The following is a 23,803-nucleotide window of genomic DNA, read 5'->3' on the forward strand; positions in this document are numbered from 1 at the left end:
TCTAATTTAAAAACTTTTAAAAATAAAAACCACTTCTATTGAAGTGGTTTTTTCTATCTGTTTTATATACTATTCTCTGTTTTTCACCAATACCCAACCTGTGAATTTAATGGCTGTATTCTTTTTATCATTTTCATTCCATGTGATAGAATACCAGTATGTTCCTGTAGGGACTCTTCTTCCCCCTTGGGTACCATCCCATTTATAGCCATTGGATCTGTCTGCCTGGAAAATTTTATTTCCATAGCGGTCAAAGACATTCATGATCAGGTTTTGTTTGTTTGCCAGTGCTGAATAATCAATCACATCATTTATTCCGTCTGCATTAGGGGTAATCACATTCACCAGATTAGGGACAACAATTCCTATTTCTATCGGATCACAGTCATAAGCATCTTTTACGTATACTTTATGATCTCCTCTTGAAAGATTATTGAAAACATTGGAATCCTGCCAGATAATATTATCTATTGAATATTTATAAGCCGGAGTTCCTCCTATGACAGATACTGTGATTGTATTATTTGAGATATCGATGCCGGAAACAACAGGCTGTTCGGAAGGAAGTACTTTTACCGTTTGTGTGGTAACACATTCTCCTGTTTTAAGTTTTACCCAATATACACCTATTCCGGCTTTGATGGTTTGTGTAGTAGCTCCTGTGCTCCATTCATAACTTTTGAATCCGGGGCCTGCATCCAGCGTTGTCTGGTCTTCTGCACAAATAATCACATCTTTAAGTTTATCAGAATAGACAGGTGGAATAACGATCAAAGTAACTTTAGCCACATTATAACAACCCTGAGCATTAGAAACTCTAATATACACAAAACCATTAGGTGCAATGTAATTATTAGGATTCAGAATTTCATTGGTCTGATTAAGAGCATCCGTTAATGAAGGATAATATTTTTTTGTTGGATTGGTTTGTCCGGTCACCGAAGCATTCACAAGATTAAAAGAGGCAGTAGATGGACTGGCTTCAATGAAACATGATCTCAGGGTTGTTTCATTCACTACCACTACCGGATAAAACTTCAAAGTAATCTGTGCGACTGCAGTACAACCAAACTCAGATATTATTTTCACATAAATAATTCCTTCTGCAGATACAAACGCCATTGGGGTGGTAATCTCATTGGTTCCGGCATTGAGATCTGCCATTGTATGATAATATTTTTTAGTAACATTCGGATTGGCGATAACATCTGCAGTTGTGAGATCAAATAAAGCTGTACCTGCATTATTATTGTTACATTGGGTCAAAGTTGCATTTTTTGCTGTAATAGAACCATCTTTAAATTTAAAGGTTCCAACCTGTTTACATTTATTCAGCGGATTAGATGCATTGGCTGGGTCGGTATAATTGATGCTGTAATAATAGACAGTTGTTGTATTTACAGTGATAGGAACTGTAATAGGGTTATTCCCTGTTAAAGCATCATTTTGGCTCAGATGATAGCTTACCCCAAAGTTTTGATTTCCATTAAGAATTCCTGAGGATAAGGTAGAAAAATCAAATAATGCTGTTGTAGAACATATCACCACTTCTCTTGGGTCTGCAGGATTTGCAGCCGGAATTCCGGGAGGAATAAAAGGCTGAGTCTGGATATTTGGATCTGTAAAAGGTGAAGCCAGTGTTGCAGTTCCTCCCCATGTCAAAGAAAACGGAGCTGTTGTAGAACTGGTACTGCTCACCCAGTTGTCGATAAACAAATAATAAGTCTGTCCTGGCAAAACATCAAGATATCTGCAATAAGGAGTTAAAGAACCTCCTGCAGCACTTAAAAGCGTACTTGTCATATTTAATCCTGTTGCAGGACCAGGCCCAATAACTGTTGCAGCATTACAGCGTATTGGTGAGCCTAAACTTCCACAGTTTACATTGGGACCAAAAATCGCCCAGTCATAATCAGCATCCGGATTATTAGGAACCAGATCAAAAGTAAGAGTTCCTCCGGTAGCAATTGTAATTTTATACCAGATTGAGTTGTGCTCTCCTGTAAAGTCTATACAGCTTCCTGAGTTGACCAATTCTTTTATATTGCCATATCCTGTAGGGCTATACGTAATATTTGAGTTTCCACAAACAGACAGTGCGGTAGCACAGTCGGCCTGAGCATAGAAAGTATGAGAGAGGCTGAGAAGTATAAAAAGTAAAAATTTTCTCATAGATTAATGTTTTTATGGTTACATTAGTTATACATTGTATTGATTTTCAATGCACATCAAATATAATCTTATTTTAATTAAAAACAATAAAATCTAAATAATTTTAAACTATTACAAATTAAAACACTAAATAACCTTCAATTATTCACATTATATCAAATTAAAGAACGAAATAACCAAATACAATAAAACATTAGATTTATTTTATACTTGTAATATTTCCACAGAGATTTTCAAGGTGAAATATTTTATGGAAAGGACTTTTCACTTCCTTCAGATGTTCTTTATCCTGAATGAAAGTATATCGTGAAGCAATAGAATTCATATCGGAAACAATGACCAGCCAGCATTCGTCAACAGAGGTGTCATAATAAGGAAATTTTTCATTCTTCTTTTCAATGAGTTCCAGAATCTTTTCGGAGCATAGTTCATCAAACAGATTCATGCTGTACTCATGGGTTATAAATACATTTCTACGATGGAAAGATTTTCTTACACTTTTTACACAGCCCACTCCTTTATTTTTTTTGATGCTCTTATAAATGCTAATGATGTTTTCCTGTTGTACTTCCAGATTATCAAATTTAGTTTCCGGGTAGAATTCTAAAAAATAAACACCACGATATTTCGTAGTGTCTTCCTGTTCTAATAATATTTCTGCCTGACGGAACATTTTATTCAAAGTACTTTCTACTTTTTTCATTTCCAGATGATTGATTACTTCAGTCAGTTCTATTCCGATTTTTTTGTCGTTTAATTTGGCAATAAAGTCTGGACTCTCGCAGGTAAGGTTTTCAAATTTCACTTCGGGGAAGTGATGCATAAAAGAATTGAGAAGCAGAATCTCGGATTTCTTTCTGTACTTTTCACGGTCATGCAGCGGAGATTCGTCTATGGTACGGTGATACTTCTCTATGGGCTTTTTTTTCAAATGCCGGTTCAGGTAATATAAACTCAGATTCTTGATCAGATCTTCTTCAGAAAACGTCTTTTTCATGTGTGATTTTTTTATTTAATTAAAGAACACATGCAGCCAATGGCTTTCATTATTAAAAGTTTTTGATAATCAAAAATTTACACTCTTAAAGGTAAGTAAAAAAACAATTCAATACTTAGTTTTTTAATTAATTTATCGATTAATTAATGTAAAGTTTATTTTCATAATTAATACCTTTGTCTTTTTAAACACAAACCCACATTTATGGATTTTAGGAATTTCAGAATACCCTACACTATCAATCCTCAATATTCAAAAAAGACCGTCTATTTCTCAATGGAATTTGCTCTTGAGCAGGTACTGAAAATATATTCAGGAGGACTTGGCTTTTTGGCAGGATCCCACATGAGAAGCGCTTATAACCTTAAGCAGGATCTTATCGGAATTGGTATCTTATGGAAGTTCGGTTATTATGACCAGGCAAGAAATCACGATCAGACTTTACAGCCTGTATGGACCAGAAAAATGTACAGTTTTCTTAAAGACACCGGAATAAAATTCCAAATCGAAATCCATAGTGCTCCGGTTTGGGTAAAGGTTTGGTATCTTGATCCTGAAATTTTCAATACGGCACCTATGTTTTTCCTTTCCACAGATGTTCCGGAAAATGATCACGTTTCAAAAACGATCTGTCACAAATTGTATGATGCCAATGAATCCACAAAACTTGCACAATATATTTTACTGGGAAAAGGAGGCGCCAAGTTACTGGATGAAATGAATATTGAGAGAGAGGTTTACCATCTTAATGAGGCCCATGGACTTCCGGCAGCCTTTCATCTTCTGAGAAAATATAACGGCGACCTTAATAAAGTTAAAGAAAAACTCGTTTTCACCACTCATACTCCGGAAGAAGCAGGTAATGAAAAGCATAGTTTCAGATTATGTTATGATATGTCCTATTTTTCGGGATACAGCATGGAAGAAGTAAAAAAGATTGAAGGATCTGATGATGACCGTTTCAATCACTCTCTCTGTGCCTTAAGAATGGCAAGAATGGCTAATGGTGTTTCCCAGCTTCATGGGGTAGTTTCCAGAGCTATGTGGAATAAATACCCGGGAATCTGTGAAATCACCTCTATTACCAATGCTCAGGAATTTAAATATTGGTCTGATAAACCTTTATACAATGCAAAAGATGAAAATGATGCCACTGTTTTTGATTTCCGTAAAAAATATTTAAAGAAAAAACTGTTCAATATTGTTGCTGATCAAACGGGTAATTTATTTAATCCTAATGTCTTCACGATTGTATGGGCAAGAAGATTTGCAGGTTACAAAAGAGCAGAACTTCTTTTGCACGACAAGGAAAGATTCTACAGACTTCTGAATCATCCAAAATATCCGGTACAGATCATCTGGGCAGGAAAACCTTACCCAATGGACTACTCAGCAATTTCTACATTCAACACCCTGGTGGAAGAAAGTAAAAATCATAAAAACATTGCTGTTCTTACAGGCTATGAGCTTTCTTTAAGCAAGTCTTTAAAGCAGGGTTCTGATGTATGGCTTAATAATCCGAGAGTTCCAAGGGAAGCTTCCGGAACTTCCGGTATGACGGCTGCCATGAACGGTTCTGTGAATTTATCAACGGATGACGGCTGGATTCCGGAATTTGCCAAGCACGGAGAAAACTCTTTCGTTGTTCCTAAAGCAGATTATCAGAATATGAGCATTTATGAACAGGATAATTATGATTTAAATACATTATATGAAATCCTTGAAAACGAAATTCTTCCCACCTATTATGATCGCCCTGATGAATGGAGAAAAATTCAACATAATGCCATGAATGATGTAAAAGATCATTTCAACAGTGACAGGATGGCGGATGAATATTACCGAATCCTTTATAATGAAACGAAATAAAAAGATAACTTCTAAAAAGTTTGATCAATAAATTTGATATTTTACCTTTTAGTTTTCAATAAAAATGCCCGGGAAATTTCCCGGGCATTTTTATTGAAATTTATTTGCTTTTTTTCTTTGGAGGTACTTTCATACCTTTTTCTCGTGCTTCAGAAATACCAATGGCTACGGCCTGTTTTCTGCTTGTCACTTTCTTTCCGGAAGAAGATTTCAGTTTTCCTTCCTTGAATTCATGCATCACTTTTCCTACTTTGTCCTGAGCTTTTTCCGAATATTTAGTCTTGCTCATGATCAGATTTTTTTAAGATTTTGGCAGGGATACCCCTAATTCATAGACGCAGGCATGTTTCAAATATTTTGAACGCTCTCTCGATGTTACCGATTCAAAATGATCATTCTTGATCACAATAATCGGGTCTTCTATATTTTCAATTTCAAAATTGGCAAAGTATCGTTCGTCCGGACTGGTTTTATCATTTCGTGCTTTTATTTTCTGCAGCTCATCCGCATATTTTCTGAATCCCGGATCTGAAGAATGGATAAATTTATACTCATCGCCTGCATACACATAGTAATGAATTTTTTTCTCTATCAAACCCGCTTCATCTGTAATTTCGGGATTATCATTTCCGTCTCTAAACACCACTTCTACCAATGTTCCTCCTTTTTTATGAGCACATTCTTCCGCATCACTAAAGCTGGAAAAACCTGTATAAACAATCTGGTCGTTTAATACATAACGGTTCAGTTTCTGGTTGTATGCATTCGTTTCCATAATTATTATTTGATTTGATTTATACTTATTATATATTCAATTTTTTTGCCAAATTGCCTTTTTAAAGAAATTTCATTAATGAATATTTTCAATTACTCCAGATTCGAAAACTAAAAAACATTTTCCTGAAAGAATAAGAAAAAATGACATCCGGTTCTGATTTTTATTTTATATGGTTATGTAAGTAAGAATTATTAAATTTGGAATCATTAAAATTGAAAATGAAAAAACTCCTTTTAACTCTTACTGTTGCTGCCGTATTTCAAAATGTCTCAGCACAGGAAATTACTTTAGATAAAATATATTCAGGATATTACCGTGGAAAAGGGATTGCAGGAATCTCATCTATGAAAAACGGAGAGAACTATCTTGTCATTGAACCTTCAGGAATTGCAAAATATTCTTACAAAACTTCACAGAAGGAAGGGAATCTTGTGGATGGAAGATTTGAAAGCTATATTTTTTCTGATGATGAATCTAAAATCCTTTTACAAACAGGAAGCCAGCCTATTTACAGACATTCTTTTCTGGGAAAATTTGATGTAAAAGATTTAAAATCCGGGAAAGTAATAAGCCTGAATGAAGGAAAACCGGTTCAGGAGCCTACATTTTCACCAGATGCTACAAAAGTAGCGTTTATATCTGACAATAATCTTTTCTATCAGGATCTTAGCTCAGGAAAAATCACACAAATTACTACGGATGGTAAAAAGAACTCTATTCTGAATGGTTTGGCAGATTGGGTATATGAAGAAGAATTCGGGCATGCAAGACAATATGAATGGACAAAAAATTCTGATGCCATCGTATTTGTGAAGTCTGACGAAAGCCAGGTTCCGGAAATCTATATTCCGATTTACGGGAAAAACCTTTATCCTGCTGAGATGCGTTATAAATATCCAAAAGCAGGTGAAAAGAACTCTGTAGTTTCAGCACAATTATACCGTCTTGATAACGGGAAAACAATGCAGTTAAATTTAGGTTCTTTCAAAAACTATTATATTCCGAATGTATTCCAGACCGCAAAACCGGACGAAATTGTTTTAATTACTTCTGAGAGAATCCAGAATGCTTCGGATATTTTAAAAGTAAATACCAAAACAGGAGCAGTTCAGAAATTATTTACTGAAACGGATGACAAATGGATCGATACAGACAGCCCTACTCTTGAATTCCTTGAAGATGATTCCTTCCTTTGGGCTTCTGAGAGAGACGGGAACCGTCACCTTTACTGGTATGATAAAGACGGTAAGTTGAAAAAACAAATCACAAAAGGAAATTGGGAAGTAACGGATTATTATGGTTTTAATCCAAAATCTAAAGAAATTTACGTTCAGACTACTGAAAAAGGAAGCATTAATAAAGTGATTTCCAAAGTAAATATTGAAAACGGAAAAACTCAGCTGATCTCTAATGCAGAAGGAAATAATTCTGCTAATTTCAGCAAAAACTATAATTATTTCATTGAGACATCCTCTACCGCAGCAAAACCTTATACATACGTTTTAAAAGACGGTAACGGAAAAGCAGTAAAAGAACTTCAGAACAACAACGATCAGCTTCAGAAGTTGAAGAGTGATAATTTTGTTGAAAAAGAATTTATTACGATTCCCAATGCTGTAGGCGATCAGATGAATGCCTGGATCATGAAGCCTAAAAACTTTGATCCGAATAAGAAATATCCTCTATTCATGTTCCAATATTCTGGCCCTGGATCTCAACAGGTTGCCAACTCATGGGACAACGGAAACGCCATGTGGTTCAATCACCTTGTACAAAAAGGATATATTGTTGCTTGTGTGGACGGACGTGGGACTGGTTATAAAGGAGCAAAATATAAGAAAGTAACCTATATGAATTTAGGAAAATATGAGATCGAAGATCAGATCACTGCAGCCAAGTGGCTTGGGAATCAATCTTATATTGATAAAAGCAGAATCGGAATGTTTGGATGGAGCTTTGGGGGTTATATGACCAGCTTAGCAATGACTAAAGGTGCCGATGTTTTCAAAGTAGGAATTGCTGTAGCGCCGGTAACCAACTGGAGATATTATGATTCTGTGTACACAGAAAGATTTATGAGAACACCTCAGGAAAACCCTGATGGATACGATAAAAATTCTCCTACAGAATATTCGAATCTGTTGAAAGGTAAATTCCTGTTGATTCATGGAACTGCTGATGATAACGTTCACTTCCAGAACTCTATGGAATTCTCTGAAGCTTTAATTCAGAACAAAAAACAGTTTGACTTCATGGCTTATCCGGATAAAAACCACGGAATCTATGGTGGACAGACGAGACCTCAGTTGTATCAGAAAATGACGGATTTCATCCTTAATAATTTATAATAAAATCAAGTAATGAAATAGAAAATGCACTCAATTGAGTGCATTTTCTATTTTTAAGTAGTTTTTAAAACATTTAAAAACCTTTTTAATTATAATTAACTTTATGATTGAGTTCTATGGGATTATTGCTTTCTTTTATTTGTTTTTGGATACTTTCTGTCATCTGTTTTAAATTCATTTCTACCGGATTTCCTTTTTCATCAGTTACTTTATACTTTATATTTCTCGCCTTGATTTCTGCAAACGGATCTGAATAATAATCATGTTGTATCTTTTCATAGGTTTCCCAACTTATTTCTTTTCCCTTTCTCAAATAAAATGTTTTATTTTTATCAACATTTATAGTCTTTATCAAACTAAAATCATAATCATTTTTATCATCAGAAATCTTTATGATTAATCCTGGTAATCCATGAAATATATAAGGTCCTTCCAGTAAGGGTATGCTTTGACTAAACCATGCTATCCAATTTCTTTCACCATACTTTACTGTGGCTTTCTGACATTCCATATCTCCAATTTTCATTCTTTCGGGCAGAATCTCCCAATTCAGCTTATCATTTATGGGAATGTTATACAAATCATGCATTGATAGAGTTGTTATGCTTTTGGTGATACTCTTATTTATTAGATTCTTGATAATATAAAGCTGATTAAGTGAAGTTTTTGGTCCTCCTTCCCAATATCCATTTTTCAACATTAATGAATCTGCATATCTTTCTTTTTCTGACCGGAAAGCAGACTGCCCCCCAATTACATCAAGATAATAATTACCTGTTTCAAAAATTTCTTTATCTGGATTGGGCTTATGCTTAATTTCATAAACAAACGTAACAAGTTGCGCTGATAAAATATTTGAAAGAAAAAGTAAAATAAAAAATAGTTTTTTCATAGTAAATATTAAGATCTTGTTCAACAAACTCAATGAAAATATTAAAACACTGGAATAATATGAGATGCATTACTACATCTCATATAAAATACTTTTTAAGTTTACATACAAGCGTTATGCGTTAGTGATTCCACTACTTGTCCGTTTTGGACCGTATAATGAAAACCACATTCCAGACCCCATTGTGCACATACATCACCAACTCCCGGCTGACAAAAATCTTTTACACCTCCTTGGACACTTTTTAACTTTTCTCTCGAAATCTTTTTTAATTTTTTCATAATAAATGTTTTTTTAATTATGTCAATATTGACATCTCGAAGCTAGAAAACAAATATCATTTTTAAGAGAAATCAAGTTGCATATTCTGTGTACAAGCCCCTATTTGCACTATTTACATTCCTTGTACAAATTAATTTCAACAACTCAAATCACTCTTTACACTTAAAATTTTATATTTATTTCATTAATCATTTAAGCATGTATTATTTATTTTATCAATTGAAATTAAAAACTTATTTTTGGGAAATTTGAAAATTGATTATATGAAGACTAAACATCCTAAAGGGCTACCCTTTCTCTTTTTTACGGAAATGTGGGAGCGTTTCGGGTACTACCTGATTCTTGGAATCTTTGTCCTATATGTTATTGAGCCTACGGGTATGAAAGGCGGACTTGGACTTCCGGATAAAACTGCTGATGACATTTTCGGAACTTATATTGCCTTAACTTATCTGACTCCATTCATTGGAGGATTCCTGGCTGACAGGGTTTTAGGGTATATTAAATCTATTTATCTTGGAGGTTTTTTAATGGCCGCAGGATATATAGGAATGGGTGTTTTTAAAGATTTGCCTTTGTTTTATGCTTCTCTGGCATTAATTATCATTGGAAATGGTTTCTTTAAACCTACTATTTCAACACTCTTAGGAAATCTTTATTCAGAAGAGCCTTATAAAGCGAATAAAGACTCCGGATATAATATTTTCTACATGGGAATCAATATTGGAGCGTTTATCTGTAATATTATTGCCGCTTTCATGCGTAATAAATTCGGCTGGGGTGAAGCGTTCATCACTGCTGGTGTGGGAATGCTTATCGGAATGGTTATTTTTACTATCGGAAGAAAACATTATATCCACGCTGCTCAGATGAAACCTGTACAGGAAGGAGATACGAAGCTTTCTGAAATTCTGATCAAAGTATTCGTTCCTGCTATCGTTGCCGGAGCAATAGGTTGGTTTATTCCTGGAAATATTTTCGGAAGTGACAGTACGGATGCCTTTATTTTCGCTTGTATACCCGTTATTTATTTCTATGCTTCTCTTTATTTTAAAGCTAAACCTGATGAAAAAGCCTCTATCGGAGCATTACTTTCTGTATTCCTGATCAGTATGTTCTTCTGGGCTGTTTTCAAACAGAATGGTACGGCTTTAACAAGATGGGCCAATTATTATACGGACAGAAGTGTTCCTGCTTCTCTTGAAAAACCATTGGAAGGAATTTATATGGTGGAAGGAAAAAGTTATGAAGACAAAGAAACTCCTGTTTATGACAATCAGTTCCGTTCTCAGAAAGATGATAATGGTGAGACTAAAAAGGAAATGGGTAAAGATGTATATTTTAAAAACATCTCTCCTGAGCAACGTACTGCCCTTGAAAAAAATCCTGAAAACAAAGTATATTTATACAATACAGAATTATTCCAGTCTATCAATCCATTCTGGGTTATTGCGCTCACTCCTGTTATTGTGGGCTTCTGGGCACTGTTAAGAAGAAAGGGTAAAGAACCTTTAACGCCTACCAAGATTGTTTTAGGATTATTCATTTCAGGACTTTCTTGTCTGGTAATGGTTTTAGCAGTAATGGCCGGGGACAATGGATCTGTAAAAGTCTCTCCTCTATGGCTGGTTGCCAGCTACGGAGTAATTACGATCGGGGAACTATGTCTGTCTCCAATGGGGCTTTCTTTTGTATCCAAACTTTCTCCTGCAAGAATTACAGCATTGATGATGGGAGGATTTTTCCTGGCTAACTCTGTGGGAAATAAACTTTCCGGAATCCTGGCAAGTACATGGTACAATTACGAAAACAAAACGAATTATTTCCTTGTGAACTTCGCTTTGTTAATATTTGCTACACTTTTAGGCCTTTCTATGTTAAAAAGACTGAATAAAATTATGACAGAAAAAGGGCACTAAAATCCTTAATATTATAAAGATAACTAAGCTGCGGAAGAGTCCCGCAGCTTTTTTATTTAAAAATAAAATTAAAACCTTGCCAAAAACCCAAAATAAACTATATTTGTCAGTCTTAACAAAAATTAACAATAGAAATGGATAATATTGAAGCATTGAGTCCGAAACCGGATGAATTTGTAGAGAATAAGAATTCCAGGCATCCTAAAGGATTATGGGTTCTTTTCGGAACAGAAATGTGGGAGCGTTTCAACTTTTATGGAATGAGAGCTCTTTTAACGCTCTTCATGGTAAATTCCTTATTGATAAAAGAAGCTGATGCTGCGATCATCTATGGTGGATTTCTAGCTTTATGTTATTTAACCCCTCTTTTAGGAGGATTTATTGCTGATAAATATATCGGAAACAGATATGCGATCATCATCGGAGGATCGTTAATGGCTATCGGCCAGTTCTTATTATTCATCAGTGCCTCTACTTTCTCAGCGGATATTGGAAGTGCTAAACTTATCATGTGGCTGGCGTTATTCGTTATTATTTTCGGTAATGGATTCTTCAAACCGAATATTTCCTCAATGGTAGGAAGCCTTTATCCAAAGCAGGAAAAATCCAAACTGGATTCTGCTTTCACCATTTTCTATATGGGGATCAATATTGGGGCGTTCTTAGGTCAGTTTATCTGTCCATATGTAGGTGATGTAAAAGATGCTGCAACTGGAGTAAGAGATATCTTCGCTTTCAAATGGGGATTCTTAGCTGCTTCTATTGCCATGGTAATCGGAACAATTACATTCTTTATCCTTAAAAACAAATACGTAGTAACTCCTGAAGGAAGACCTATCGGAGGGTTACCAAAAAATAATACAAGTGCTGACTTCGAGGAAGGAGAAACTCAAACTGCTAAATTCTCAGGTCAGGCTTTAGGAATCACCGGAGGAATATTTGTTGTTTTATTCTTCGTTTTCAGATACCTTCTTGTAGGTGAGTTTGGATTCAACTCCGTAGAAATGGGACAGTTGATTAAAGGGATCATTTATCCATTCATCTATTCGGCTGGTATTGCTCTTGCATTCTTAATTATGTCTTCTGCAGAAAATAAAGTTGAAAGACAGAGAATCTGGGTAATTTATATCGTATCATTCTTTATTATTTTCTTCTGGGCAGCATTTGAACAGGCAGGATCTTCATTAACATTTATTGCAGACAACCAGACTGACAGAAACATTTTCGGATGGAATATGCCTCCTTCAATGGTACAGATCTTCAACGGTATTTTCGTAGTTCTTTTAGCTGTTCCTTTCAGTTTATGCTGGGACAAGTTAAGGGCTAAAGGAAAAGAGCCGGTATCTCCGTTCAAACAAGCGATGGGATTAGCATTGATCGCACTTTCTTATTTCATCATTGCACACAATGTAAAAGATCTTGGAAACTCAGGTCTGCTAGCTATCAAATGGTTAATGTTACTATATTTCATCCAAACTTGTGGTGAGCTTTGTCTTTCTCCAATTGGTTTATCATTGGTTGGTAAACTAGCTCCGAAAAGATTTGCTTCATTATTATATGGTGTTTTCTTCATTTCTAACGCTGCTGGTTATGCATTAGCAGGTTCATTAGGAGCACTTATCCCTGCAACAGGTGATAAATTCAAAAAAGCTCAAGAAATGGGAGTTAATCTACAGGATGTTTTGGATAAAAAAGTAACACTGACAGCTGATCAGGTAGCAGCTTTTGATAAGGCTCAGCTTCCATTACACAACCCTACGTTTGTAGGATTTGAAATTCACAATCTATTCGAATTCTTCATGGTATTCGTAGTACTTTGCGGTATTGCTTCTGTAATTTTAGGTTTAATTTCACCTATCTTAAAGAAAATGATGCATGGTGTAAACTAATTGTGTCAACAAAATATAATAAAACCTCTGCAAAGTCAGAGGTTTTTTTTATTTTCGTATGATGGAAATTTCCGAAGATTCTTTATTCCAATCCGTACAGGAAATCATTAGACAGTCGCGCGAAAAAGTTTTTCGGATCGCGAATTCTACACTACTGCTTACATACTGGCAGATTGGAAAATTAATTGTTGAAGATGAACAACAGGGAAAAGAACGTGCAGAATACGGAAAATATACGCTGAAAAAACTTTCTGAAAAACTCACTTTGGAATTTGGAAAAGGGTTTGATTATACCAATCTATCCAATATGCGGAAATTTTACACCGCATTTCCAATTGTTGACGCATTGCGTCACGAATTGAGCTGGACCCATTACAGATTACTGATAAGGCTGGATAATGCTGATAAAATAAATTACTATGTCAATGAATCCGTTCAAAATAACTGGAATTACAGGGATCTTAAAAGACAAATCAATTCGCTTGCTTACGAAAGAGTTTTAGAACATAAAAAATCTTCTCCGGAAACTATTCACAGTGTTTTAAAAGATCCTTATATTTTTGAGTTTCTCGGTCTTAAAGCTGATGAACAATTTTCAGAAAAAGAAATTGAAACAGCCATTATTGACCATATTCAAAAGTTTTTACTGGAATTCGGGAAAGGTTTTGCCTTCGTAGCCAGACAACAACATATTTCTACGGATACATCGGACTTCTACATTGATCTTGTTTTCTATAATTACATTTTGAAGTGTTTTGTCATCATCGATCTAAAAACCGGAGAACTTTCCCATCAGGATATCGGACAGATTGATATGTATGTAAGAATGTATGATGATCTGAAACGCGGTGAAGGAGATAACCCAACCATCGGAATTTTATTATGTTCAGAAAAGGATGAGACTATCGTAAAATATTCCGTTTTGAATGATAAAAACAATTTATTTGCCAGCAAATACCTGCTGTACCTCCCAAAAGAAGAAGAACTAAAACAAATTATTGACCAGGACAGAATCCGTTTTGAACTGGATCAGAAAGATAAAAACCCTTAATTAGAACTTAATCATATACCATTATGAGCTTAACTTTAGATGAAATACAAAATTTCAAAGGAAAGTATCCCAGACAAATCTGGAGCCTGTTTTTCTCTGAAATGTGGGAACGTTTCTGTTTCTACGGAATGCGCGGAATGCTGGTTTTCTTTATGATCTCCCAGCTAAATTTCCATGAAAAAGAAGCCAACCTTCAATATGGAGCCACCCAGGCTTTCGTTTATGCCTTTACTTTTGTAGGAGGTCTTTTTGCTGATAAAATTTTAGGATTCCGAAAATCCTTGTTCTGGGGCGGCCTTCTGATGATTGTAGGAAGTTTAATTCTTGCAACCGATCCCCACAAATTCTTTTTCTTAGGAATAGCATTCACCGTAGTAGGGACAGGTTTCTTTAAACCTAATATTTCATCTATGGTGGGACAGCTTTATAAACCTAATGATTCAAGAGCAGATGCAGGATTCTCACTTTTCTATGCCGGAATTAACCTTGGTGCATTATTGGGAGGTTATTTGTGTATCGCTATTGGTAAAGGAGAATTCCTGGGCAATGTCATTGCAGAAGAGATGAGATGGCATATTGCTTTCGGACTTGCTTCAATAGTAATGGTGGTGAGCTTAATTAATTTTGTATTCACACAAAGAACATTGGGTACTATTGGTTTACAACCGGGACACCCTTTAGCAGAAGAAAAAAACGCTCCAATACCAAAATGGAAAGAGTATGGAGTATATGTTTTGTCTTTAATTTTCGTTCCTATCATCATGACCATGGTAGCCAAGACAGAATATACAGATTATTTCATGTGGACAATCGGGCCATTAACCTTAATCTATTTATTTTATGAAATGTCTAAAGTAACCGCTTCTGAACGCAAAAAACTTTGGGCAGCTTTAGTATTCATTATATTTTCCATCATATTCTGGGGAATCTATGAGCAAAGTGGAGGTTCTTTAAGTATTTTCGCAGCTAAAAACCTGAATAAAGACCTTCTGGGATTAGACCCAAATGGTGTAAACAACTCTGGAGGAGCATTCTTCATTATTTTCCTTGCTCCATTAATCGGTCTTCTTTGGATCTGGCTGAACAAAAGAAAAATTGAACCCAACACGATTATCAAATTCGGATTAGGATTCATTTTCTTAGGACTAGGATATTATGTTTTGTTTGCAACCCGTCTGTTTGCTGATCTTCAGGGCATCACTTCACTGAACTTCTTCACGCTGGCACTGCTAATCATTACACTTGGAGAATTATGCCTTTCTCCTATCGGATTATCCATCATGACCAAGCTTTCTACCAAGAATCTTCAGGGAATGATGATGGGAATGTGGTTCCTTGCTTCTGCTTATGGACAGTATGTTGCCGGAATTATTGGTGCAAGTCTTGCCACAGCCAAAGAAGGTTCTACCAACTATGATGAATTGATCACTTATACTGATGGATATAAACAATTGGGTTTATATGCGGTAATTGCCGGAGTGGTATTAATTTTGATATCTCCGTACGTGAAAAAATTAATGCAAGATGTAAAATAAAAAATAAGTAATTATGCTTATTTTTATCCAAATATCACAATATGAAGAAAATTTTAAGCATACTACTCTTATTTTTATTAAATTTTAGTTTTGCCCAGGTAAAGTGGATGACCATTGAAGAAGCTTTAAAAGCCCAAAAGGAAAGTCCCAAAAAAATATTAATTGATTTCTACGCAGACTGGTGTGGTCCATGCAAAATCATGGATAAAAAAACCTATGGTCACCCTGTAATTGCTCAGATTTTAAATGAGAATTATTATCCTGTAAAGTTCAATGCAGAAGAAAAAAAGAGCATTGAAATCTTTGGAAGAACATTTTCAAATCCTAATTCTGAACATAAAAAGGGAAAGAATTCTCTGCATGAGTTTACACAGTATATGAATGTAGGAGCTGTTCCAAGTACCGTATTTCTGGATGAACATGGCGATCCCATTACCATTCTTCAGGGAGAATTGTCTGCCAAAGAACTGGAACCTTATCTGGAACTTATCTCAAAAGATTTATTTAAAAAGATTAAGACCAGAGAACAATGGGAGGATTACCAGAAAAAATTCAAATCTAAAATAAAAGATTAATTGAGAACTCTGAAACGGATTTTCTGTTTCAATTCTAAAAATTCACTATAGAGGCTTCCAATTTTTTGGAAGTCTTTTTTATTTTACCGAAATTCGAACCTTTATTTCTATTATCCGAAATAAGGATCAAAAAATTCGAAAATTAGTATCCTGAAACCTGAAAATGAATCTCGAAACCTCAATAGAATATGTAAAAGGAATAGGTCCGGAAAGAGCCAAACTCATCAAAAGTGTGTTGGGGTTATCTACTGTAGAAGACATGTTGAATTTCTACCCTATCCGTTATCTGGACAAAAGTAAAATCTATACCGTTTCTCAGCTCAAAGAAGAAACCAGTCAGGAAATACAATTGAAGGGAAGAATTACTCAGGTACAGGAAATTCAGACTGGTAAAACCAAGCGATTATCTGCAAAGTTCAATGATGAAACAGGTAGTATAGATCTGGTTTGGTTTCAATACTCCAAGTGGTTGAAAGAACAGCTTCCAATCAATAAAGAGGTTTATATTTTTGGGAAGATTAATGTTTTCAACCGCCAGTTTTCTATGCCGCATCCTGAGATTGAAGCAGAAGAAAAAAAGGAAGGCGACACCCGTCTTAAACCGATTTATCCGAGTTCTGAAAAACTGACCAAAAGAGGATTAAATCAAAGATTTTTCCAAAATGCTTTAAGAAATATCTGCAAAGAGATACCGAGTCTTATTGAAGAAAATTTTCCGGAATATCTGATGAAGACATTCAAGTTCATGTCAAGACAACATGCTTTTCTGAATGTTCACTTTCCAAAAGATCAGGAACATTTTGATAAAGCAGATTACAGACTGAAATTTGAAGAATCATTTTTCTTTCAGTTAGGATATGGCTTAAAGAAACTCCATCATAAAACACAGTCTCACGGTAATCCTTTCCCGATTATTGGAGATCACTTCAATGATTTTTATGAGACCCATCTTCCTTTTGAGCTTACTAACGCACAGAAAAGGGTTTTGAAAGAAATAAGAATGGACATGAAAAGGCCGATTCAGATGAACAGGCTTTTGCAGGGTGATGTAGGTTCCGGGAAAACGATGGTTGCCCTTCTTACCATGCTTATCGCAATGGACAACGGCTTTCAAAGCTGTCTGATGGCTCCCACGGAAATTCTTGCCCAACAGCATTACAATGGTATCAAAGAGCTGTTGGAAAAAACAGGAATTAATATCCGACTTCTCACAGGTTCTACCAAAGCAGCAGAAAGAAGAATTATTCATGAAGAACTGGAAAATGGTACACTTTCTATTTTGGTAGGAACTCATGCCGTTTTAGAAGACAAGGTTAAATTTAAAAACCTGGGATTAGCCATTATTGATGAACAGCATAGATTCGGAGTTGCTCAAAGGGCTAAATTGTGGGCTAAAAATAAAATCCCGCCCCATATTCTGGTGATGACCGCCACTCCTATCCCAAGAACTCTGGCCATGAGTTTTTATTCCGATCTGGATGTTTCCGTGATAGATGAGATGCCTGTAGGAAGAAAGCCTATTATTACAGCCCACCGCAGGGAAAAAGACAGATTGTATGTGTATAATTTCTGTAAAGATGAAATCAAAAAAGGCAGGCAGATTTATTTCGTATATCCTCTCATTGAAGAATCAGAAACGCTGGATTATAAAAATCTGATGGAAGGTTTGGAGCATGTAATGGATTATTTCTCAGAATACAATGTGACCATGCTTCACGGAAAAATGAAACCAGATGAAAAAGATGCTGCCATGGCTTATTTTGCTTCAGGAAAAGCTGAAATAATGGTTGCAACAACGGTAATTGAAGTTGGGGTAAACGTTCCGAATGCTTCGGTAATGGTGATTGAAAGCTCAGAAAGGTTCGGACTATCACAGCTTCACCAGCTCAGAGGCCGTGTGGGAAGAGGAGCTGAACAGAGTTACTGTATCCTGATGACTTCCGATAAGTTGTCAAAAGAAAGCAGAACACGTATTAAAACAATGACAGAAACCAATGACGGTTTTAAAATTTCCGAGGTGGATATGCAACTTCGCGGCCCCGGAGATATATTGGGTACTCAGCAAAGTGGTGTGGTAGATTTTAAAAGACTGGATCTTATTAATGATTCGGTGATCATCAAAACAACAAAAAATACGGTAGAAAGAATACTTGAAGCAGATCCTATGCTTTCAAGACCTGACAATCTGATCATCAAAAATTATTATATCAGATACTACAAAGGAAAAAATAAGTGGAGTAAAATATCATAAAAAAAACCGCAGAAAAAACTTCCTGCGGCCCCCTTATAAAACTGTTATTTAGAAGAAATTACTTTTTGGTATGTCCAAAAAAAATTTATTTTAATAGTTCAGGCTTAATATTTTGTGATGTGGTGTGAAAATATTTATATAACAATATAATAATGAGCTAAAACCATAACTATTAAAATAAATTATAAAAAACAAAATGAATTATTTTTTTCCAACTTGCTTATTATAAAAACTAACTGTGTTTCGGTGGAGATGAGGGAATGAAACGAATAAAAATATCTCCAACTACTTATTGAGTTTTCATGATTGTACCGTTTTGTTTAAAGATCTTCTGTGCTTTATAATTGGAAAATTAGTATAATCCATTTTGTTTAACTAACATCGTGATTTATATAATTTTGTTCTTTAGAAACAATTACTTTCATTCATCTGTATCTTCTACTATATTATGAAATTTGTGTCTTAGTTTACTTTTACAAATGTCTGTATATTAATTCAGTTGCCTTTTATATTATTTTAATCATTAGTTATAAAATTTTCACCTATTTGTGAATAGTATGCTATAAATATGATTTAAAAATTATTAATATTTAATTAACAAATCCTTTATTCATCCTATTTTCAAGATGAAATTATCTTTATTCAATCCAGAAGTATGATACTGCCAATTGATGGTAATCACTTCCGTAAGTACCTTTTTAAGCTTCTCAAAACACTCAGGTTTTTTCATAAAAATATGAGCTCCTTTTACAAAAATGTCTTCTATTTCATTTTCCGGAATGGGGTCAGAAAAAATAGCCGTTACCATATTGTTGAATTTTGAATTCGAACCGATATCTTCCAGGCATTCCATGCTTTCTTTTCCGGGAATCATATAATTGATAAAAACAAGTTCCGGAACTACTGCATCATCATTATTCAGGTATTCCATCAGATTGTTTCCGTTACTGAAACATTGAACTTTTATAGAGATTTTCAACTCTTTCAGAATATTTTTAAAAAAAATCAAAGTGTTTTCATCGTTATCTGCTACAATTACGTTCAGAAATTCTTTATTCATACTGCATTTTATGGTTTATTACAGTGCTTTGTGCTCTTCTTCGTTTGCCAATAATTTTTTGAAACTGGGATGGTGTAATTCCTGTTGTATTTTTGAACTGGGTACTTAAATGCGCCACGCTGGAATAGTTCAGCTTATGGGCAATTTCTGTAAGACTTTGTTTATTTCTTATGATCAGAGCCTTTGCATGCTCAATTTTTTGCAGAATAATAAAATTCTCAATAGAGGTATAAGCAACTTCTGAAAAAAGATTGGAAAGATATCCATAGCTGTGATTCAGCTTTTCAGAAATATAGATGGACGCTTTCACCGGTATAATTTCATCAGAAAAGACAAGCTCTACAATAGCATCTTTTATTTTCTGTACCAGCGCACTTTTTTGGCTTTCTATGATCTCGATCCCATAATCTTCAAGATTTTTCTTAAAAAGATTGTGCTGTTCTTGTGTAAGGGGCTCATAGAATTCCACTTCACCGAAGTTCAGTAATCTGTACTTCAGCCCGTGTTCTTTAAGTTTCTCGTCCAATACCTTTTTACAAAGGGCATTGAAATCAAATTTAACATACATTTTCATCCTAGTATATATAAGCCAATATTATTTAGTAAATATAATAATTTATTTCAAGTAAATGTGAAATAGATGTATATTTTTAATATTTTACTATATATACGAAAAAACTCCTGTATTTTAGAATACAGGAATTTAAACACTAAGGATGAAAAAAATATACTGATAAAAAGCTTTTCAGCTCAAAACCAAGCATATGAATGTATTGTATAAGTGATTTGGTTCTGAAGCAAAGATGAATTAAAAAAAGAAATCACTTGTTATAGAATTACAGGATAAAGTTACAAAATTTTAAGTCATTTATCTGTGAATTAGATATTCCATAAGAAAATCATCCATCACAAAACCGTTACCAATATCAAAAACACCCTCGTCATACACTTTGTATCCCTGGGATTCGTAGAAGTTTCTGGCAGCATTGTATTTGTTGACATTCAGGATAATTCTGTTATTTCCGTTTTCAGAAACTTTCTCATTCAGAAACTGAAGTGCTCCTTTCCCAAATCCTTTTCCTTTACTCTCAGGAACCAGATAAATCCTGTGTAATTTGGTGGTTTTCTCTTCATAGTTATACTCATATCCGATAAAGCCTTCACTGGTATCATTATTTTCATCCTGAATAAGATAATAATGATAATTTGGATTTTGGAAATGATGTAAAATTTCCTTTTCAGAATACATTTCTGCGAGCATAAACTCCATTTGTTCTTTCGAAAGAATGTCTGCATAAGCATTTTCCCATGATCGTCTTGCAAGATCCTGAATCAAAGGAATATCTGCTGCTGTTGCCTGTTGTAATTTCATGATTGGTTATATTATGATGATTAAAAAAAGTGAAAAGCCTAAACTTTTCACCCTTTATATTGTTCAATGATGACTGATGAGTTTTTAACATTATTAAAAACCATTTTGTCGGTTCATTATTAAATTAAATCTTAGCCATTTCAGCTTTAATTTTTGCATGAAGTCCTTCTGAAGCTTTTACCAAAGGAAGTCTCAGATAATTTTTGATGATTCCTTTTTCTGTTAGTATTACTTTAATACCACAAGGGTTACCTTCAGCAAAAATCAGACGGGTAATATCTACCAGTTTGTTATGAATTTCATAAGCTTCCTTTACTTTACCTTCGAAAGCCAGCTGTACCATCGTAGAAAATTCTTTAGGATATGCCTGCCCGATTACGGAAATTACTCCATCTCCACCTGCTAATGTTACAGGTAACGTATATTCATCATCACCGGAAACTAAAGAAAATCCTTCAGGCTTCTTTCTCAGAATATCAAAATACTGAAGAATGTTAGGAGAAGCTTCCTTAATCAGGAATAAGTTCGGAAATTCCTTTGCAAGACGAAGCGTAGTATCTGCTTCTACATTTTGCCCCGTTCTTGACGGAACATTATAAATAATAATATTTTTCCCTGTGGAAGCTAAAGCTTTATAATGTTGATAAAGACCTTCCTGGTTAGGTTTATTATAGTATGGAGATACTGAAAGTACGGCTTCAAATGCAGAAAGATCTGCTTCTTCAATCTGTTTCTTGACGTCAAGAGTATCGTTACCGCCAATTCCCAAAACTAAAGGAAGACGTTTATTATTCACCTTAATGATATGCTCAATTACCTGTTTCTTCTCCTCTGCAGAAAGCGTTGCGGCTTCTGCCGTTGTTCCCAATACAACTAAATAATTGGTTCCGTTTTCGATATTGTACTCCACCAGTTTTGTTAAACTGTCGAAGTCAACGGATAAATCTTCATTAAAGGGCGTTACCAATGCAACTCCTACTCCTTTTAAAATGCTCATCTGTTAGAATTATTTTTGTCAAATTTAATAATTTACAGTAAGAATTTATAATAAATAATAATGTTTTATTATACATATAGTTATATTTGCATATACTAAAAGAGATTATGAAAAATAAATTCTTATTACTAGGAATTGCTCTGGTGTCGCTTACTGCATGCAAAACGGCTTCTGTGCCGCAGCTTGTGAGTGTAAAGACCCAGAAAAATATTTCTATTAATAATGAGCTAAAGAATGATGAGGAGTTTGTAAAATTTATCGAACCTTATAAGCTGAAACTGGACAAAGAAATGAACCAGAAGATCTCGCATACCAATGTGGATCTTACCAAGCAGGGCGATAACAGCAATCTGGGTAATCTTTTAGCTGACTATACGTTTGAAGGAGGTAATGAATGGATTAAAACTCATCTTAAGCAAAACGTAGACGCTGCACTGATCAATATCGGAGGAATTCGAACCACTATTGGAAAAGGAGATATTTTACTTAAAAATGTATTTGAAGTAATGCCTTTCGAAAATGAAGTGGTTATTGTAAAAATGAAAGGAGCAGATTTACAGGGGCTTTTTGAGTATTATGCAAAAACGCAGGTCAACAATCCTGTTTCTCATTTATATATTGAAACAAAAAACGGACAGGTAATCAAATCCTTAATCAATGGTAATACAGTAGATCCTTCTAAAGATTATTATATTGCTACTTCAGACTATCTTGCACTGGGAGGAGACAATATGAAATTCTTTGCCAAAGGAGAATCCATTGCAACAGGAATTAAAATGAGAGATTTATTTATCGATTATTTTAAAAAATCACCTGAAGTGGTGGCTAATTCGGATGTTCGTTTAAATTTTATTGGGAAGTAATAATGGATAGAAAAAGTTTTTTAAAAGCAATAGGCGGCGGATCTTTAGCAATGGCTTTAGCTCCCAATATGATGATGGCAGAGGAATTAAAAATTCTTAATTTAAAATCTGCAAATAAACTGACTATTCTACATACCAATGACCAACATAGCAGAATAGAGCCTTTTGATGCAAGCTATACCAAAAATCCTAATCAGGGAGGTTTTGCAAGAAGGGCAAACTTAATCCAACAGATCAGAAGTCAGGAAAGCAATGTTCTTCTTCTTGATTCCGGAGATATTTTCCAGGGAACTCCTTATTTTAATTTCTTCGGAGGAGAACTGGAGTTCAAATTAATGTCTATGATGAAATATGACGCCTCTACCATGGGAAATCATGATTTCGACAATGGACTTGATGGATTTTTAAAAGTGCTTCCTAATGCGAAGTTTCCTTTTATCTGTTCCAATTATGATTTTAAAAACACTGTTCTTGACGGGAAAACTTTTCCCTACCAGATATTCAATAAGAATGGAATCAAAGTAGGAATTTTTGGAGTAGGAATCCAGCTGGATGGCCTTGTAGGTAAAAAGCAGTACGGAGAAACCGTTTATTCCAACCCGATTGATGTAGCACAGCATTATTCAAACTTCCTGAAGAAAGAAAAGAAATGTGATCTTGTGATTTGTCTTTCACACATCGGTTACGACTACAGGGACGAACCTAATAAAATAAGTGATAAAATTTTAGCGGTCAATACAGAAAATATTGATATTATCTTAGGAGGCCATACTCATACATTCTTACCGGAACCTCAGACCTTTACCAACAGACAGGGCAAAAATGTCCTTGTTAACCAGGTGGGATGGGCAGGTCTTCTTTTAGGTAGAATAGATTTTTATTTTGATACAAACAAAAACGTAAAGCATATTTCCTGGAACAATCAGGTGATAGATAGCAGCATAACCGCATAA

Annotated in this window: 20 protein-coding genes; 10 read left to right on the top strand and 10 right to left on the bottom strand. The window is 34.8% G+C overall.

Going from position 1 to position 23,803, the window contains the following annotated elements:
• Nucleotides 1-69 precede the first annotated feature (69 nt).
• A complete protein-coding gene (locus REB14_RS06650) occupies nucleotides 70-2,172 on the bottom strand; it encodes a T9SS type B sorting domain-containing protein (protein ID WP_309521812.1) in 2,103 nt (700 codons plus the stop codon).
• A 199-nt stretch (nucleotides 2,173-2,371) separates the two neighbouring features.
• Nucleotides 2,372-3,169 (bottom strand): hypothetical protein, encoded by a 798-nt coding sequence (locus tag REB14_RS06655; RefSeq protein WP_079240554.1) that lies wholly within the window; start codon nucleotides 3,167-3,169, stop codon nucleotides 2,372-2,374.
• 204 nt (nucleotides 3,170-3,373) lie between these two features.
• On the opposite strand from REB14_RS06655, the gene glgP reads away from it, so the two are divergent.
• Nucleotides 3,374-5,038 carry an alpha-glucan family phosphorylase gene (gene glgP / locus REB14_RS06660; protein ID WP_309521813.1) on the top strand — a complete coding sequence of 555 codons (1,665 nt, stop codon included), beginning with the start codon at nucleotides 3,374-3,376 and terminating at the stop codon, nucleotides 5,036-5,038.
• A gap of 100 nt (nucleotides 5,039-5,138) precedes the next feature.
• On the opposite strand, the gene REB14_RS06665 is transcribed toward glgP, so the two are convergent.
• Together REB14_RS06665 and REB14_RS06670 are read right to left on the bottom strand one after the other, a co-directional pair.
• The gene (locus REB14_RS06665; protein ID WP_309521814.1) at nucleotides 5,139-5,327 is read right to left on the bottom strand and encodes a DUF6496 domain-containing protein; all 189 of its coding nucleotides are present in this window, start codon (nucleotides 5,325-5,327) and stop codon (nucleotides 5,139-5,141) included.
• Nucleotides 5,328-5,339: 12 nt separating this feature from the next.
• On the bottom strand, nucleotides 5,340-5,813 hold the full coding sequence (locus REB14_RS06670; RefSeq protein WP_079240550.1) for a hypothetical protein: 474 nt from the start codon (nucleotides 5,811-5,813) through the stop codon (nucleotides 5,340-5,342).
• A 221-nt stretch (nucleotides 5,814-6,034) separates the two neighbouring features.
• Between REB14_RS06670 and REB14_RS06675 the strand changes: the two genes are divergently transcribed.
• Nucleotides 6,035-8,164 (top strand): S9 family peptidase, encoded by a 2,130-nt coding sequence (locus tag REB14_RS06675; RefSeq protein ID WP_309521815.1) that lies wholly within the window; start codon nucleotides 6,035-6,037, stop codon nucleotides 8,162-8,164.
• A gap of 85 nt (nucleotides 8,165-8,249) precedes the next feature.
• On the opposite strand, the gene REB14_RS06680 is transcribed toward REB14_RS06675, so the two are convergent.
• Nucleotides 8,250-9,056, bottom strand: coding sequence for a GLPGLI family protein (locus REB14_RS06680; protein ID WP_309521816.1), 807 nt, complete (start codon nucleotides 9,054-9,056; stop codon nucleotides 8,250-8,252).
• Between the two features lie 101 nt (nucleotides 9,057-9,157).
• The gene (locus tag REB14_RS06685; RefSeq protein WP_309521817.1) at nucleotides 9,158-9,337 is read right to left on the bottom strand and encodes a bacteriocin-like protein; all 180 of its coding nucleotides are present in this window, start codon (nucleotides 9,335-9,337) and stop codon (nucleotides 9,158-9,160) included.
• Between the two features lie 264 nt (nucleotides 9,338-9,601).
• On the opposite strand from REB14_RS06685, the gene REB14_RS06690 reads away from it, so the two are divergent.
• From REB14_RS06690 to recG, 6 genes are all read left to right on the top strand, one after another.
• Entirely contained in the window at nucleotides 9,602-11,257 is a 1,656-nt protein-coding gene (locus REB14_RS06690) for a peptide MFS transporter (RefSeq protein WP_309521818.1), read from the top strand.
• 134 nt (nucleotides 11,258-11,391) lie between these two features.
• Nucleotides 11,392-13,146: a peptide MFS transporter gene (locus REB14_RS06695; protein ID WP_079240545.1), complete on the top strand. Its 1,755-nt coding sequence runs from the start codon at nucleotides 11,392-11,394 to the stop codon at nucleotides 13,144-13,146.
• Between the two features lie 58 nt (nucleotides 13,147-13,204).
• Nucleotides 13,205-14,197 carry a PDDEXK nuclease domain-containing protein gene (locus REB14_RS06700; protein ID WP_079240544.1) on the top strand — a complete coding sequence of 331 codons (993 nt, stop codon included), beginning with the start codon at nucleotides 13,205-13,207 and terminating at the stop codon, nucleotides 14,195-14,197.
• A gap of 23 nt (nucleotides 14,198-14,220) precedes the next feature.
• Nucleotides 14,221-15,732, top strand: a complete 1,512-nt coding sequence (locus REB14_RS06705; protein WP_079240543.1) for a peptide MFS transporter — start codon at nucleotides 14,221-14,223, stop codon at nucleotides 15,730-15,732.
• Between the two features lie 41 nt (nucleotides 15,733-15,773).
• The gene (locus tag REB14_RS06710; RefSeq protein ID WP_034693649.1) at nucleotides 15,774-16,307 is read left to right on the top strand and encodes a thioredoxin family protein; all 534 of its coding nucleotides are present in this window, start codon (nucleotides 15,774-15,776) and stop codon (nucleotides 16,305-16,307) included.
• Nucleotides 16,308-16,470: 163 nt separating this feature from the next.
• Nucleotides 16,471-18,558: an ATP-dependent DNA helicase RecG gene (gene recG, locus REB14_RS06715; protein ID WP_309521819.1), complete on the top strand. Its 2,088-nt coding sequence runs from the start codon at nucleotides 16,471-16,473 to the stop codon at nucleotides 18,556-18,558.
• A 610-nt stretch (nucleotides 18,559-19,168) separates the two neighbouring features.
• Here recG and REB14_RS06720 read toward each other — a convergent pair.
• The 4 genes from REB14_RS06720 to dapA form a co-directional block, all read right to left on the bottom strand.
• Nucleotides 19,169-19,618, bottom strand: a complete 450-nt coding sequence (locus tag REB14_RS06720; RefSeq protein WP_079240541.1) for a response regulator — start codon at nucleotides 19,616-19,618, stop codon at nucleotides 19,169-19,171.
• Nucleotides 19,611-20,192: a helix-turn-helix domain-containing protein gene (locus REB14_RS06725; protein WP_034693638.1), complete on the bottom strand. Its 582-nt coding sequence runs from the start codon at nucleotides 20,190-20,192 to the stop codon at nucleotides 19,611-19,613. Before REB14_RS06725 ends, REB14_RS06720 begins: the two co-directional genes overlap by 8 nt.
• Nucleotides 20,193-20,486: 294 nt before the next feature.
• Nucleotides 20,487-20,990: a GNAT family N-acetyltransferase gene (locus tag REB14_RS06730; protein WP_309521820.1), complete on the bottom strand. Its 504-nt coding sequence runs from the start codon at nucleotides 20,988-20,990 to the stop codon at nucleotides 20,487-20,489.
• 124 nt (nucleotides 20,991-21,114) lie between these two features.
• Entirely contained in the window at nucleotides 21,115-21,987 is an 873-nt protein-coding gene (gene dapA, locus REB14_RS06735; protein ID WP_079240539.1) for a 4-hydroxy-tetrahydrodipicolinate synthase, read from the bottom strand.
• A gap of 107 nt (nucleotides 21,988-22,094) precedes the next feature.
• On the opposite strand from dapA, the gene REB14_RS06740 reads away from it, so the two are divergent.
• Nucleotides 22,095-22,850 (top strand): 5'-nucleotidase C-terminal domain-containing protein, encoded by a 756-nt coding sequence (locus REB14_RS06740; RefSeq protein WP_079240538.1) that lies wholly within the window; start codon nucleotides 22,095-22,097, stop codon nucleotides 22,848-22,850.
• Nucleotides 22,851-22,852: 2 nt separating this feature from the next.
• Nucleotides 22,853-23,803, top strand: coding sequence for a bifunctional metallophosphatase/5'-nucleotidase (locus REB14_RS06745; RefSeq protein WP_309521821.1), 951 nt, complete (start codon nucleotides 22,853-22,855; stop codon nucleotides 23,801-23,803).

The organism is Chryseobacterium metallicongregator, from assembly GCF_031324065.1.
Taxonomy (GTDB): Bacteria; Bacteroidota; Bacteroidia; order Flavobacteriales; family Weeksellaceae; genus Chryseobacterium; species Chryseobacterium metallicongregator.

Coding starts and splice junctions, on each gene's coding strand:
- REB14_RS06650 (WP_309521812.1), bottom strand. CDS start 2,172: ATGAGAAAATTTTTACTTTTTATACTTCTCAGCCTCTCTCATACTTTC.
- REB14_RS06655 (WP_079240554.1), bottom strand. CDS start 3,169: ATGAAAAAGACGTTTTCTGAAGAAGATCTGATCAAGAATCTGAGTTTA.
- glgP (WP_309521813.1), top strand. CDS start 3,374: ATGGATTTTAGGAATTTCAGAATACCCTACACTATCAATCCTCAATAT.
- REB14_RS06665 (WP_309521814.1), bottom strand. CDS start 5,327: ATGAGCAAGACTAAATATTCGGAAAAAGCTCAGGACAAAGTAGGAAAA.
- REB14_RS06670 (WP_079240550.1), bottom strand. CDS start 5,813: ATGGAAACGAATGCATACAACCAGAAACTGAACCGTTATGTATTAAAC.
- REB14_RS06675 (WP_309521815.1), top strand. CDS start 6,035: ATGAAAAAACTCCTTTTAACTCTTACTGTTGCTGCCGTATTTCAAAAT.
- REB14_RS06680 (WP_309521816.1), bottom strand. CDS start 9,056: ATGAAAAAACTATTTTTTATTTTACTTTTTCTTTCAAATATTTTATCA.
- REB14_RS06685 (WP_309521817.1), bottom strand. CDS start 9,337: ATGAAAAAATTAAAAAAGATTTCGAGAGAAAAGTTAAAAAGTGTCCAA.
- REB14_RS06690 (WP_309521818.1), top strand. CDS start 9,602: ATGAAGACTAAACATCCTAAAGGGCTACCCTTTCTCTTTTTTACGGAA.
- REB14_RS06695 (WP_079240545.1), top strand. CDS start 11,392: ATGGATAATATTGAAGCATTGAGTCCGAAACCGGATGAATTTGTAGAG.
- REB14_RS06700 (WP_079240544.1), top strand. CDS start 13,205: ATGATGGAAATTTCCGAAGATTCTTTATTCCAATCCGTACAGGAAATC.
- REB14_RS06705 (WP_079240543.1), top strand. CDS start 14,221: ATGAGCTTAACTTTAGATGAAATACAAAATTTCAAAGGAAAGTATCCC.
- REB14_RS06710 (WP_034693649.1), top strand. CDS start 15,774: ATGAAGAAAATTTTAAGCATACTACTCTTATTTTTATTAAATTTTAGT.
- recG (WP_309521819.1), top strand. CDS start 16,471: ATGAATCTCGAAACCTCAATAGAATATGTAAAAGGAATAGGTCCGGAA.
- REB14_RS06720 (WP_079240541.1), bottom strand. CDS start 19,618: ATGAATAAAGAATTTCTGAACGTAATTGTAGCAGATAACGATGAAAAC.
- REB14_RS06725 (WP_034693638.1), bottom strand. CDS start 20,192: ATGAAAATGTATGTTAAATTTGATTTCAATGCCCTTTGTAAAAAGGTA.
- REB14_RS06730 (WP_309521820.1), bottom strand. CDS start 20,990: ATGAAATTACAACAGGCAACAGCAGCAGATATTCCTTTGATTCAGGAT.
- dapA (WP_079240539.1), bottom strand. CDS start 21,987: ATGAGCATTTTAAAAGGAGTAGGAGTTGCATTGGTAACGCCCTTTAAT.
- REB14_RS06740 (WP_079240538.1), top strand. CDS start 22,095: ATGAAAAATAAATTCTTATTACTAGGAATTGCTCTGGTGTCGCTTACT.
- REB14_RS06745 (WP_309521821.1), top strand. CDS start 22,853: ATGGATAGAAAAAGTTTTTTAAAAGCAATAGGCGGCGGATCTTTAGCA.